Genomic DNA, 13,070 nt, shown 5'->3' on the forward strand with positions numbered 1-13,070 from the left:
CACGCGGAAGACCGTGGCCGGCCCGGGGCCGCCACGGGATCCAGCCGCCGAGCGGCGGCACGGCGATCGCCCGCCGGGCCCGAAGCCGGAGTCGCAGCCCAGTGCGCGCGGTCCGTGCCGGTGGGGTCTGTCCGGACATGCCCACCCACGTGAATCCGTGCACAAGCGGCGCCCTACGATAGACGCCGTGCAGACCCCCCTCGCCTACATCGCCCGGCGCTGGACGCCGTCCCCCCGGACCGTCCGGCGCGCCGCGCTCTCCGCAGTCGTGATGAGCGTGGTCATCATCGTCACCGGCGGCGCGGTCCGGCTGACCGGCTCCGGCCTCGGCTGCGACACGTGGCCCAAGTGCACGGACGACAGCCTGTTCGCGACGCCCGAGCAGGGCATCCACGGCGCGATCGAGTTCGGCAACCGCATGCTGACGTATGTCCTGTCCGCCGCCGTCGGCTGGGCGATCATCGCGGCGCGCGCCACGAAGCCGTGGCGGCGCGGGCTCTCCCGCCTCGGCTGGGCGCAGTTCTGGGTCGTGATGAGCAACGCCGTCCTCGGCGGCATCACGGTGTGGGCCGGCCTCAACCCGTGGACGGTGGCCGGGCACTTCCTCGCGGCGAACGCACTCCTCACGGTCGCGACGGTCACCTGGATCCGGGCGGGCGAGGGCGACGGCACGCCGCGGCCCCGGGTGCCGCGCCCGGTGCGGAAGTTGTCCTGGGTACTGACGGTCACCGCGGCGCTGCTGATCGCCGTGGGTACGGGCGTGACCGGCTCCGGCAAGCACGCGGGCGACAGCAGCGATGTGCCCCGGATGCCGTTCGACTGGGTGGACGCGGCGCATGTGCATGCCGCGCTGGCGTGGGTGGTGTGCGCGCTCGCCGTGGCGATGTGGCTGGTGCTGCGGGTCGTGGACGCGCCCGACGACACCCGGGCGCGCGCCCGGGAGCTGCTGTTCGTGCTGCTGGCGCAGGGCGCCATCGGCTATGTGCAGTTCTTCACCGACGTGCCCGAGGTGCTGGTCGGCCTCCATATGCTCGGCTCCTCGCTGATGTGGATCGCGGTGCTCCGCCTGGCGCTGTGCCTGCGGGAGCGGCCGCTGGACACGGCAGCGATCCCTGCGCAGCAGGACCACGCGCTCACGACGGCCTGACCGGCGGACGGATCGGCCGGCCGGGCGGTCTGCTCAGCGGGCGAGTCCGTAGAGGCGGCGGGCGTTGCCTGCCGCGATCATCTCGGCGACCCGCTGGGCATCCGCACGGCACCACGCGCCGTCCGTCACCCAGCCGTTGAGCACCCGCCCGAGCGCCTCCCGGAAGATCCGCGCCCCGACCACATGCAGCTCGGGCAGTCCCCGCGCGCCGCTGGAGAACAGCAGCTTCCCGAAGGGCGCCAGCTCCAGGATCTCCGCGAGTACGGCCGCGGCCCCGGCCCCCGTGTGGACGAGCGCGGGCCCGACATCCGCGTACACGTGTGGGAAGACGCTCGTCAGATGGGCGGCGTGCCGGTGGTAGGGATAGCCGTGCAGCAGTACGAGATCGGTGCCGAGGCCCGTCGTGGCGGCGGCGAAGTCCGTGAGAAGCAGGGGGTCGTCGACCCCGACGTGGAGCTGCAGCGGGCGCCCGGAGGCGATGGCGACCCAGAGGAGATGCCGCACCAGTACCGGGTCGGTGAGCCGGCCGCCGACCTGCCGCCCGGCCAGCCATCGTCCCGTCGCGCCGCGCACCTCGCCGGGTCCCGGCGGCTCGGGGGCAAGGGTGAGTCCGTGTCGTACACCAGCGACGGAGGTGAAGGCGACGGCCGAGTCGGCGGCGCCGTGCACGGCCTCGGCGAGGTTGGCGAGGAAGCCGTCGACGGTGCCCGAGGTGTCGGCGACCTGCTCGGCGAGCTGCTCGAGCCGGACGATCTCATGGGCCTCGGCGTCGCCCGCCGCGGCGATCTCGGGGAGTCCGGTGAGGTCGCCGGGCAGCCCGGTGTCCACCAGGTACGTGGCGATTCCGGTGGCCCGCAGCAGCCGCCTGCCGGATTCCAGGACGCCGAGCTCTCTGCGGCGGGCGAGATAGCTGGCGGGCGGGCAGTGCGGCTCCAGCCCGAGCAGCGGCGGACACCAGCGCCGTACGGCGAACCCGGTCTGCGTGTCGAAGAAGGTGGTCCCGGGCGCGGGTGGCCCTGTGGTCCTGCCGAGATGGGCCTCGAAGGTACCGAGTCCGAGCTCGGTACGGAGGACGCCGTGACAGTACTGATCCACCATGGACGGCGTATCGATCATCCGGGGCTCCCAGCGGTGGACGTTCTTCCACACGTCCTAACGGGTGAGCCCCGGGCTAGGTGTTGCCCGGCATTCCTTTCCCCTCCCCTCCCCTCCCCGACCTGCGGCTCCCCCCGGTCGCTCGGAGCCCGTTCCGGCGACTGCGGCCGGACACGCGGGCGCACCCTGCGGTACCGGGCAACCCGCTCGGCCGGGGCGGAGGGGCGGAGCCCCGGGAGCCCGGTTCGGGAAGGCGCGGGGAACAAGGTCCGCCGCAGGCGCGCGACAAGAACGCCGAGTCACCCGCCAGGCAGGCGTCGGCGCCGCGCGTCAGTCGTTCGAGGGTCCGCCGAGCTGGATGCCGGCCATGCGCGTCCACTCGTACCGGCCCGTGCGGACCTTCGCCGCGAACTCGCCGTCGAAGGACTCGTGCATCGTGATGCCGGACTTCTCCGCAGCGCTGACCGCGATCTCATGGCTCGGCGCGACGAGGTCGCCCCATCCACCGTCGTCGCCGACGAGGACGATGCGGGTGCCCATCTGCCCGATGTACGCGAGCTGGCCCTCGGCGCCGCCGTGCGCCCTGGCGAAGGCGCCGATCTGCTTGGCGAGCTTCGCCGCCTTCCGCTCGGCCTTCGCGGCCTGCTTCGCCCGCTTCTCGTCAGCCGGCGCGTCAACCTTGGTGTCTGCCATGAACAAGATGCTACTCGCGGGTAGATCGACTGGCGACAGCCAGGTCACGTGGCCTGGGCCACGCCGCACGTCAGCGCAGGAACGGGTCCACCGCCACCGCCACGAACAGCAGCGAGACATAGGTGATCGACCAGTGGAAGAGCCGCATCTCCTTGAGCTTGCCGCCCGTCACCCCGGCCTTCGCACGGCTCTGCAGCGCGTGCGCCTCCCACAGCCACCAGCCGCCCGTCACCAGCGCCACCGCCGTGTAGAACCAGCCGGTGTAGCCGAGCGGCGTAAGCAGCAGTGAGACGGCGACCATCACCCAGCTGTAGAGGACGATCTGGCGAGCGACGACCCTGTTCGATGCGACGACCGGGAGCATCGGCACGCCGACGCGTGCGTAGTCCTCCTTGACCTTCATCGACAGCGGCCAGTAGTGCGGCGGCGTCCAGAAGAAGATGACAAGGAAGAGAATGACCGCTGCCCACGACATCGAGTTCGTGACGGCGGACCAGCCGATCAGCACCGGCATGCAGCCGGCGATGCCGCCCCAGACGATGTTCTGCGCGGTGCGTCGCTTCAGCAGCATCGTGTAGACGACGACATAGAAGAGGAGCGCACCCAGCGCGAGCGCCGCGGACAGCCAGTTGACGAGCAGTCCGAACCAGAGCGTCGAGACCACCGCGAGGGTGATGCCGAAGACCAGGCCCTCGCGCGGCGAGACCACACCGGTGACCAGCGGGCGCTGCGACGTGCGGTCCATCAGGGCGTCGATGTCGCGGTCGATGTACATGTTGAGGGCGTTCGCGCCGCCCGCGGAGAGGTATCCGCCGACGCACGTGGCGACGACGAGCCAGAGGTCCGGCACACCCTGTGCGGCCAGGAACATCACGGGGACCGTGGTGATCAGCAGCAGTTCGATGATCCGCGGCTTGGTGAGCGCCACGAATGCCTTGACGCGGGCCCCGAATGGCCGATGGCCCCCTGAGCCGGTTGTCAAGACGACCCCCGCGGGTCGGGACTCGACGGCCGTCACGCACACCCCTGACAGAGAATTCCCAGCAAGCTTCCGGGGCACCTCCCGCGCCCGTAGGGCTATGGGGGAGTGAACATCCGTGAAGACTTGCGCGTACCACGCCACTCTAGACGTTGGCCGCATGCCGATCTTCGCGGGGGTGGGGTCGTGTTGAGCGCTGCCGGGCCGCGCTGCGTACTGACCGGTGGGGTCGCCGACAAGAGGCGAAGTCGGGCCGCTGAGCGCACCCTGGCAGTGCCGGCTGTGTCCGAGGGGAGAGACGCGCTCCGACAAGGACGCACGCTGCTGCGAGGGTAGGCTCGACAACGCCCGGTACACCCCCAGTCACCGGGACCGAACATGTGGAGAGGAGCCCTGACCCAGGGTGAGCACCAAGCCGACCACCACAGACCTCGAGTGGACCGCATTGGACCAGCGGGCCGTGGACACCGTTCGCGTCCTGGCCGCCGACGCCGTACAGAAGGTCGGGAACGGCCATCCGGGAACGGCCATGAGCCTGGCCCCCGCGGCGTACGTCCTCTTCCAGAAGCTGATGCGGCACGACCCCGCGGACGCGGACTGGACCGGCCGTGACCGGTTCGTGCTCTCCGCGGGTCACTCCAGCCTGACTCTCTACATCCAGCTCTACCTCGCCGGTTACGGCCTGGAGCTGGAGGACCTCGAGTCCTTCCGCACCTGGGGCTCCAAGACCCCGGGTCACCCGGAGTACGGGCACACGGTGGGCGTCGAGACGACGACCGGTCCGCTGGGCCAGGGTGTCGCCAACGCCGTGGGCATGGCGATGGCCGCCCGCTACGAGCGCGGTCTGTTCGACCCGGACGCCGCGCCCGGCACCTCCCCGTTCGACCACACCATCTGGGCCATCGCCGGTGACGGCTGCCTCCAGGAGGGCATCTCCCACGAGGCGTCCTCGCTGGCCGGCCACCAGAAGCTCGGCAACCTGGTCCTGCTGTGGGACGACAACCACATCTCGATCGAGGGCGACACCGCGGCCGCCGTCTCCGAGGACACGCTGCAGCGGTACGAGGCGTACGGCTGGCACGTCCAGCGCGTGGAGCAGCTGCCGAACGGCGACCTGGACCCGGCCGGTCTCCACCGCGCGCTGAAGGCGGCCCAGGAGGAGACCGAGCGTCCGTCCTTCATCGCGGCCCGCTCGATCATCGCCTGGCCCGCCCCGCACGCACAGAACACCGAGGCCGCGCACGGCTCGGCGCTCGGTGACGACGAGGTCGCGGCCACCAAGCGCGTCCTCGGCTTCGACCCGGAGAAGGCCTTCGAGGTCTCCGACGAGGTCATCGCGCACACCCGCAAGGCCCTGGACCGCGGCCGTGAGGTCCGTGGCGAGTGGGAGAAGTCCTTCGCCGCGTGGCGCAGCGCCAACCCGGAGCGCGCCGCCGAGTTCGACCGGATCCGCTCGACCGAGCTGCCGACCGGCTGGGAGGAGAAGCTCCCGGTCTTCGAGGCGGGCAAGGGTGTGGCCACCCGTGCCGCGTCCGGCAAGGTCCTGCAGGCACTCGGTGAGGTCATCCCCGAACTGTGGGGCGGCTCCGCCGACCTCGCCGGGTCGAACAACACGACGATCGACAAGACGTCGTCGTTCCTCCCGAAGGGCAACCCGCTTCCGGAGGCCGACCCGTACGGCCGCACGATCCACTTCGGCATCCGCGAGCACGCGATGGCCGCCGCGCTGAACGGCATCACGCTGCACGGCAACACCCGCGTCTACGGCGGCACCTTCCTGGTGTTCTCCGACTACATGCGCAACGCGGTGCGGCTGTCCGCGCTGATGCACCTGCCGGTGACGTACGTCTGGACGCACGACTCGATCGGTCTCGGCGAGGACGGCCCGACCCACCAGCCGGTGGAGCACCTGGCCTCGCTGCGCGCCATCCCGGGTCTGAACATCGTGCGTCCGGCCGACGCCAACGAGACCGCGATCGCGTGGGCCGAGATCCTCCGCCGCTGGACGAAGAAGTTCGGCGTGGGCGCCCCGCACGGTCTGGCGCTGACCCGCCAGGGCGTGCCGACGTACGAGCCCAACGAGGACGCGGCGAAGGGCGGTTACGTCCTGTTCGACGCCGAGGGACCCGACGGGCAGAGCGCCGCGCCGCAGGTCGTGCTGATCGGCACGGGCTCCGAGGTGCACGTGGCCGTCGAGGCGCGCGAGCAGCTGCAGGCTGCGGGTATCCCGGCGCGGGTCGTCTCGATGCCGTCGGTCGAGTGGTTCGAGGAGCAGGACCAGGCCTACAAGGACAGCGTCCTGCCGCCGTCGCTGAAGGCGCGTGTGGCGGTCGAGGCCGGCATCGGTCTGACCTGGTACCGGTACGTCGGCGACGCCGGCCGGATCGTCTCGCTGGAGCACTTCGGTGCGTCGGCCGACGGCAAGGTGCTCTTCCGCGAGTTCGGGTTCACCCCCGAAGCGGTGGCTGCCGCCGCCCGGGAATCCATCGCCGCCTCCGCACGCTGACGCCGGTATACGACTAGTAGGAGATGCAATTCTCATGACAGACGCACTCAAGCGCCTCTCCGACGAAGGCGTGGCGATCTGGCTCGACGACCTGTCGCGCAAGCGGATCACCTCCGGCAATCTCGCCGAGCTGATCGACCAGCAGCACGTCGTCGGAGTCACCACCAACCCGTCGATCTTCCAGAAGGCCATCTCGTCCGGCGACGGTTACGAGCAGCAGCTCGCCGACCTGGCCGCCCGCAAGGTGACCGTCGAGGAAGCTCTCCGCATGATCACGACCGCGGACGTGCGGGACGCGGCGGACGTCCTCCGCCCGGTCTTCGACTCGACGGGCGGGCAGGACGGCCGGGTGTCGATCGAGGTCGACCCGCGCCTCGCGCACAACACCAGGGCGACGATCGCCGAGGCCAAGCAGCTGGCCTGGCTGGTGGACCGGCCGAACACGTTCATCAAGATCCCGGCGACCAAGGCGGGCCTGCCGGCGATCACCGAGGTCATCGGCCTCGGCATCAGCGTCAACGTCACGCTGATCTTCTCGCTGGAGCGCTACCGCGAGGTCATGGACGCCTACCTGGCGGGCCTGGAGAAGGCGAAGGCCGCAGGCCTGGACCTGTCGAAGATCCGTTCGGTGGCGTCCTTCTTCGTGTCCCGGGTGGACACCGAGATCGACAAGCGGCTGGACGCGCTGGGCACGGACGAGGCGAAGGGGCTGCGCGGCAAGGCGGCTCTGGCCAACGCCCGCCTCGCGTACCAGGCGTACGAAGAGGTCTTCTCGAGCGACCGCTGGCTCGCGCTGGACAAGGCGCAGGCCAACAAGCAGCGTCCGCTGTGGGCCTCGACCGGCGTCAAGGACCCGGCCTACAAGGACACGCTGTACGTGGACGACCTGGTCGCCCCGGGCACGGTGAACACCATGCCGGAGGCCACGCTCGACGCGACCGCCGACCACGGGCAGATCACGGGCGACACGGTGCGCGGTACATACGAGCAGGCGCGCGCCGAGCTCGACGCCGTCGAGAAGCTCGGGATCGCGTACGCCGACGTGGTGCAGCTGCTGGAAGACGAGGGCGTCGAGAAGTTCGAGGCGTCCTGGAACGACCTGCTCAAGTCGACGGAGGCGGAGCTCGAGCGCCTCGCTCCCTCGGAAGGCTGAAACACCTTGACTCCCGCACACGGAGCGAATCCGCTTCGTGACGCCGCGGACCGACGGCTCCCGCGTATCGCGGGGCCGTCGGGCCTGGTGATCTTTGGCGTCACCGGCGATTTGTCCCGCAAGAAGCTGATGCCTGCCGTCTATGACCTCGCCAACCGCGGGCTGCTGCCGCCGGGCTTCTCGCTCGTCGGCTTCGCCCGCCGCGAGTGGGACGACCAGGACTTCGCCCACGAGGTCCATGAGGCCGTCAAGGAGCACGCCCGCACCCCCTTCCGTGAGGAGGTGTGGCAGCAGCTCATCCAGGGGATGCGTTTCGTCCAGGGCAACTTCGACGACGACAACGCGTTCGACACGCTGAAGAAGACGATCGACGAGCTCGACCAGGCGCAGGGCACCGGCGGCAACTTCGCCTTCTATCTCTCCGTCCCGCCGAAGTTCTTCCCCAAGGTCGTCCAGCAGCTCAAGAAGCACGGACTGGCCGACCAGAAGAACGGCTCCTGGCGGCGCGCCGTCATCGAGAAGCCCTTCGGCCACGACCTCGCCTCCGCGATCGAGCTCAACTCGATCGTCCACGAGGTCTTCGCGCCGGACCAGGTGTTCCGCATCGATCACTACCTGGGCAAGGAGACCGTCCAGAACATCCTGGCGCTCCGTTTCGCCAACACCCTCTTCGAGCCGCTCTGGAACCGGTCGTACGTCGACCACGTGCAGATCACCATGGCCGAGGACATCGGCATCGGTGGCCGAGCCGGCTACTACGACGGCATCGGCGCCGCCCGTGACGTCATCCAGAACCACCTGCTCCAACTGCTCGCGCTGACCGCCATGGAGGAGCCTGCCTCCTTCGACGCCGACGCGCTGGCCGCGGAGAAGACCAAGGTGCTGGGCGCGGTGAAGCTGCCCAAGGACCTGGGCGCCACCACCGTGCGTGCGCAGTACGCGGCAGGCTGGCAGGGCGGCGAGAAGGCCGTCGGCTATGTCCAGGAAGAGGGCATCGACCCCAAGTCGAAGACCGACACGTACGCCGCCGTCAAGCTGGAGATCGACAACCGCCGCTGGGCGGGCGTGCCGTTCTACCTCCGTACCGGCAAGCGGCTCGGCCGCCGGGTCACCGAGATCGCCGTCGTCTTCCAGCGCGCCCCGCACTCCCCCTTCGACCGCACGGCCACCGAGGAGCTGGGGCACAACGCCCTGGTGATCCGGGTCCAGCCGGACGAGGGCGTGACGATGCGGTTCGGCTCGAAGGTGCCGGGCACGTCGATGGAGGTCCGCGACGTGTCGATGGACTTCGCGTACGGCGAGTCCTTCACGGAGTCCAGCCCCGAGGCGTACGAGCGGCTGATCCTGGACGTCCTGCTCGGCGACTCGAACCTCTTCCCGAGGCTGGCGGAGGTCGAGCTGTCCTGGAAGATCCTCGACCCGATCGAGCAGTTCTGGGACAAGCACGGCAAGCCCGCGCAGTATCCGGCCGGGACGTGGGGTCCGGTCGAGGCGGACGAAATGCTCGCACGAGACGGACGGAGCTGGCGTCGGCCATGAAGATCGACCTTACGGACACCACCGCCAGCAAGATCAACAAGGCCCTGGTGAAGGGTCGGCGGGCCATCGGCACGCCGGCCGTCGGCATGGTCCTCACGCTCGTCATCGTCACGGACGAGGAGAACGCGTACGACGCGCTGAAGGCGGCCAACGACGCGTCCCGCGAGCACCCTTCGCGCACGCTCGTCGTCATCAAGCGGATCTCACGGTCGCCGCGCGACCGCGCGAAGGCGCGCCTGGACGCGGAGGTGCGCGTCGGCGCCGAGGCCGGCACCGGCGAGACGGTCGTGCTGCGGCTGTACGGCGAGATCATCGACCACGCTCAGTCGGTGGTCCTGCCGCTGCTGCTGCCGGATGCTCCGGTCGTGGTGTGGTGGCCGGTGGCAGCGCCGCAGGACCCTGCCTCCGACCCGCTGGGCGCGCTGGCGCAGCGCCGGGTGACCGACACCTACGCCTGCGAGCAGCCGATCCGGGAACTGACGGCCCGCGCCGATGCCTACACCCCCGGCGACACGGATCTGTCGTGGACCCGGATCACTCCATGGCGCTCGATGCTGGCGGCGGCGCTGGACCAGGTGGACTGCGAGGTCACGGCCGCCGAAGTGGAGGGCGAGGAGTTCAACCCGAGCTGCGAACTGCTCGGCATGTGGCTCGCGGACCGGCTGGGGGTGCCGGTCAAGCGTTCGGTGTCGTCGGGTCCCGGGCTCACGGCCGTGCGGCTGGAGACGAACTGCGGCCCGATCGTGCTGGACCGGGCGGACGGGTCGCTGGCGACGCTGTCCATCCAGGGCCAGCCGGACCGTGCGGTGGCGCTGAAGCGGCGTGAGACGGCGGAGCTGATCGCGGAGGAGCTGCGGCGGCTGGACCCGGACGACACCTACGCGTCGGCGCTGCGGTACGGGGTCGACCGGCTCGGCGAGGATGCGCACGTGGCGGCGGGCGCCGACGAGGCCGCGCCCGCGGCGGCAGCGAAGAAGACCTCGGCGAAGGCCCCGGCCAAGAAGGCGGCAGGGAAGTGAGTGCTCCTCAGCTCGTCGTCCACCACGACAAGGAACTGATGGCGCAGGCCGCGGCGGCCCGGCTGATCACGAAGGTCGTGGACGCCCAGGCCGCGCGCGGCTACGCGTCGGTGGTCCTCACCGGCGGACGCAACGGCAACGGCCTGCTGGCCGCGCTCGCCGCGGCGCCCGCGCGGGACGCGATCGACTGGTCGCGGCTCGACCTGTGGTGGGGGGACGAGCGCTTCCTGCCCGAGGGCGACCCTGAGCGCAATGTCACCCAGGCCCGCGAGGCCCTGCTGGACTCGGTGCCGCTGAACCCGTCCCGGGTCCACGCGATGCCGGCGTCCGACGGTCCGAACGGCTCGGACGCGGATGCGGCGGCCGCCGCCTACGCCGCGGAGCTCGCCGCGGCGTCGGGCCCCGAGCATTATCGATCAGCGACTACCGCCGCGGGCGGTGACGTGCCGACGTTCGACGTCCTGATGCTCGGGGTGGGCCCGGACACGCATGTCGCGTCCCTGTTCCCGGAGCTTCCGGGAGTCCGGGAGACGGAGCGGACGGTCGTCGGTGTCCACGGGGCCCCCAAGCCCCCGCCGACGCGGATCTCCCTCACGCTGCCCGCGATCCGTGCGGCCCGCGAGGTCTGGCTGCTCGCGGCGGGCGAGGACAAGGCGAACGCGGCGGCGATCGCGCTGTCGGGTGCCGGGGAGATCCAGGCGCCGGCTGCGGGCGCGTACGGCCGGTCGAGGACCCTGTGGCTCCTCGACTCGGCTGCGGCGTCCCAGCTCCCGCGCGACCTGTATCCGCCGGCGTCGGCCTGAATACGTAGGGCCCTGCGGGGTGCGCCGACCCGCCGGACGGGCTCCATCGGGGCCCGTCCGGCGCTTGGTTCGGTCCGACCACCGGTGCGGGTGCCCGCGGAGGCGCAGCGGGGTGTGAGGCCAGGGTGCCCCTCGCCGCTCAGGCGTCGCGCTCGAGGAACGGTTCCAGCAGGCCCGGGACCGCCCGCGAGGCGAAGTCGAGGCCCTCTTGCCCGTCGGCGTCGTACACCGAGTACGCCCCGTCTCCGGCGGCTGTCGTCACCGTCAGCGTGACGAGGCCGGCCCGACGCTGGAACCAGGACTGTTTGACCGTCCAGCCGATCACTCCGCACCGCTGGAGTGCGACCGTCCCGCGCCGGACCGTCCCGGAGCGGGCCAGCAGATAGTCGCCGTCGATACCGTGGCCGAGGCTCCGGTACGCGTCGAGGGCGAGCAGCACCGCGAGCGGCAGGAACACCGCCGCGCACGCCGCCGCGACATAGAGCAGGACCTCGCTGAGCAGCAGCCCCAGCACGGCCAGGATCGCGGGCGCCGGCAGCGCCGCGGTGAACGCCCAGCGCAGCCTGCGTCTGCGGGCCGCGGGCGGATGCGGGGTCAGCGGCGCGCTCGTCGGCGCACCGGACTCGCGGAGCACCAGCGCCGCCACCTCGTCGGCGACGGCCCGTGGAGCGGGGGGCAGCAGCGTCTTGCGGTCGGTGTGCTCGTCCTCCTCTTCGTCCGCCAGGCCGGTCGCGACGGCATCGACTCGCGCGGCGCCGAACAGCCTCACGCCCAGCGGTTCGACGAGCTCGACCCCGCGCAGCCGCCGCTCCTCGATCGATATCGACCGCGACGTGAAGAGCCCGCGGCGGACCCGCAGGGTGCCGCCCGGCTCGCGCTCCAGCCGGTAGTTGAACCACATCTCGACCCAGAGGCCGAGCGCCCCCACCGCCCCTGCGACCAGGGCACCGGTGGCCAGCACCACGACGACCCAGAAGACCGGGGTGTCCCGGAAGCGGTCGGCGATCCAGTCGATCACCTCGCCCTGTACGCCGAACCACTCGCTGACCTGCATGACCGCACCCGCCGCCGCGCCGCCGAGCAGTGGGGCGACGAACGACACCGGTGCGTAGCGGATCCAGCCGGGGTCGAGGGCCGCCAGCTCGCCCTCCCGATGGGTCCCGGGGGCTTCGGCCGCGGCGCGGGCCAGCAGCTCGCGCCGCAGTCGCTCGCCCTCCGCCCTGCTGACGGGGTCGAGCTCCAGCGTGGACTCACCGCCGCCGCTGTGCTCGCCGGTGCCGATCCGCACCTTGACCAGGCCGAGTATGCGCAGCAGCGGATTGGCGGTCAGATCGACGCTGCGGATGCGCTCCAGGGCCAGGGAGCGACGTTTGACGAGCAGCAGCCCGGTGTGGAGTTCGGCGCGCTCGGGTCCGATCCGGTACCGCGTGCGCCGCCACCGCACATAGTCCGCGCCCGCGCCGCCCGCGACGAGGACGACGGCTCCTGCCACGACCCAGCCGAGCGCCTGCCACCACGGCATACCGCCGGCCAGGCCGAACAGGACCGGCAGTCCGGCGCCGCCCGCGACGCCGGCCATGACGGCGGCGGTGACGAGGACGGTACGCGGGTCGAGCCTGAGCCAGCCGTCGCTCATGTGGCGTCCCCGGGCGTGGTCTGCGTGATCCTGGTCAACTGCGCGGCCAGCTCCGCCGCCAGCTCATGGTCCAGGCCCGCGATCCGGATCGCGCCTCTGGAGGAGGCGGTGGTGACGGTGACCGTGGCGAGCCGGAACGCCTGCTCCAGTGGTCCGCGCACGGTGTCCACGGTCTGGATCCGGGACATGGGCGCGATCCGCCACTCCTGCCAGAGCGCGCCGGTGCGTACGTACACCGCCTCGTCCGTGACCTCCCAGCGGTGCACCCGGTACCACCAGGCCGGGAAGAAGGCCGTGCCGGCGAGCCCGAGGACCGCCAGGGCACCGGCCGCGGCCAGCAGCCAGACCCTGGCGGGCTCGATGAGCGCGCCGAGGACGGCGAGCACCGCCACCGGCACGGCCGTCGTCAGCAGGCACTGCGACCGCCACCAGCCGACGGCCCGTTCGTTCAGCTTGTTGTTCGGCGGCCGCAGCCGCACCGTCCCCTCCCCCGTCATCGG

Annotated in this window: 11 protein-coding genes; 6 read left to right on the forward strand and 5 right to left on the reverse strand. The window is 71.3% G+C overall.

Annotated features, from left to right (window positions below):
* The first annotated feature begins 178 nt into the window (after positions 1-178).
* On the forward strand, positions 179-1,147 hold the full coding sequence (locus ABT078_RS08760; protein ID WP_351225606.1) for a COX15/CtaA family protein: 969 nt from the start codon (positions 179-181) through the stop codon (positions 1,145-1,147).
* Between the two features lie 33 nt (positions 1,148-1,180).
* Here ABT078_RS08760 and ABT078_RS08765 read toward each other — a convergent pair whose 3' ends face one another.
* The 3 genes from ABT078_RS08765 to ABT078_RS08775 all read right to left on the reverse strand — a co-directional run bounded on the left by ABT078_RS08765 (position 1,181) and on the right by ABT078_RS08775 (position 3,953).
* Positions 1,181-2,263: an amidohydrolase family protein gene (locus ABT078_RS08765; protein WP_351225324.1), complete on the reverse strand. Its 1,083-nt coding sequence runs from the start codon at positions 2,261-2,263 to the stop codon at positions 1,181-1,183.
* 309 nt (positions 2,264-2,572) lie between these two features.
* Complete coding sequence (locus ABT078_RS08770; RefSeq protein ID WP_351225326.1) at positions 2,573-2,935, reverse strand: hypothetical protein; 363 nt, start codon at positions 2,933-2,935, stop codon at positions 2,573-2,575.
* A 70-nt stretch (positions 2,936-3,005) separates the two neighbouring features.
* Positions 3,006-3,953 carry a heme o synthase gene (locus tag ABT078_RS08775; RefSeq protein ID WP_351225328.1) on the reverse strand — a complete coding sequence of 316 codons (948 nt, stop codon included), beginning with the start codon at positions 3,951-3,953 and terminating at the stop codon, positions 3,006-3,008.
* Between the two features lie 364 nt (positions 3,954-4,317).
* Between ABT078_RS08775 and tkt the strand changes: the two genes are divergently transcribed.
* From tkt to pgl, 5 genes are read left to right on the forward strand one after another with little or no spacing between them, the layout of a single operon-like run.
* Positions 4,318-6,420 (forward strand): transketolase, encoded by a 2,103-nt coding sequence (gene tkt / locus ABT078_RS08780; protein ID WP_351225330.1) that lies wholly within the window; start codon positions 4,318-4,320, stop codon positions 6,418-6,420.
* Positions 6,421-6,454: 34 nt separating this feature from the next.
* Entirely contained in the window at positions 6,455-7,573 is a 1,119-nt protein-coding gene (tal, locus tag ABT078_RS08785; protein ID WP_351225334.1) for a transaldolase, read from the forward strand.
* A 6-nt stretch (positions 7,574-7,579) separates the two neighbouring features.
* On the forward strand, positions 7,580-9,112 hold the full coding sequence (gene zwf / locus ABT078_RS08790) for a glucose-6-phosphate dehydrogenase (protein WP_351225336.1): 1,533 nt from the start codon (positions 7,580-7,582) through the stop codon (positions 9,110-9,112).
* Positions 9,109-10,131, forward strand: coding sequence for a glucose-6-phosphate dehydrogenase assembly protein OpcA (gene opcA, locus ABT078_RS08795; RefSeq protein ID WP_351225338.1), 1,023 nt, complete (start codon positions 9,109-9,111; stop codon positions 10,129-10,131). The genes zwf and opcA overlap by 4 nt, the downstream gene beginning before the upstream one ends.
* Positions 10,128-10,934, forward strand: coding sequence for a 6-phosphogluconolactonase (gene pgl, locus ABT078_RS08800; protein WP_351225340.1), 807 nt, complete (start codon positions 10,128-10,130; stop codon positions 10,932-10,934). Before opcA ends, pgl begins: the two co-directional genes overlap by 4 nt.
* A gap of 139 nt (positions 10,935-11,073) precedes the next feature.
* Here the strand turns inward: pgl and ABT078_RS08805 are convergent, their stop codons facing one another.
* Complete coding sequence (locus tag ABT078_RS08805; protein WP_351225342.1) at positions 11,074-12,570, reverse strand: PH domain-containing protein; 1,497 nt, start codon at positions 12,568-12,570, stop codon at positions 11,074-11,076.
* On the reverse strand, positions 12,567-13,067 hold the full coding sequence (locus ABT078_RS08810; protein WP_351225344.1) for a PH domain-containing protein: 501 nt from the start codon (positions 13,065-13,067) through the stop codon (positions 12,567-12,569). The genes ABT078_RS08805 and ABT078_RS08810 overlap by 4 nt, the downstream gene beginning before the upstream one ends.
* Positions 13,068-13,070: the final 3 nt, after the last annotated feature.

The organism is Streptomyces sp. NPDC002133, assembly GCF_040296405.1.
Taxonomy (GTDB): domain Bacteria; phylum Actinomycetota; class Actinomycetes; order Streptomycetales; family Streptomycetaceae; genus Streptomyces.

Coding starts and splice junctions, on each gene's coding strand:
- opcA (WP_351225338.1), top strand. CDS start 9,109: ATGAAGATCGACCTTACGGACACCACCGCCAGCAAGATCAACAAGGCC.
- ABT078_RS08810 (WP_351225344.1), bottom strand. CDS start 13,067: ATGACGGGGGAGGGGACGGTGCGGCTGCGGCCGCCGAACAACAAGCTG.
- tal (WP_351225334.1), top strand. CDS start 6,455: ATGACAGACGCACTCAAGCGCCTCTCCGACGAAGGCGTGGCGATCTGG.
- ABT078_RS08805 (WP_351225342.1), bottom strand. CDS start 12,570: ATGAGCGACGGCTGGCTCAGGCTCGACCCGCGTACCGTCCTCGTCACC.
- ABT078_RS08765 (WP_351225324.1), bottom strand. CDS start 2,263: ATGATCGATACGCCGTCCATGGTGGATCAGTACTGTCACGGCGTCCTC.
- ABT078_RS08770 (WP_351225326.1), bottom strand. CDS start 2,935: ATGGCAGACACCAAGGTTGACGCGCCGGCTGACGAGAAGCGGGCGAAG.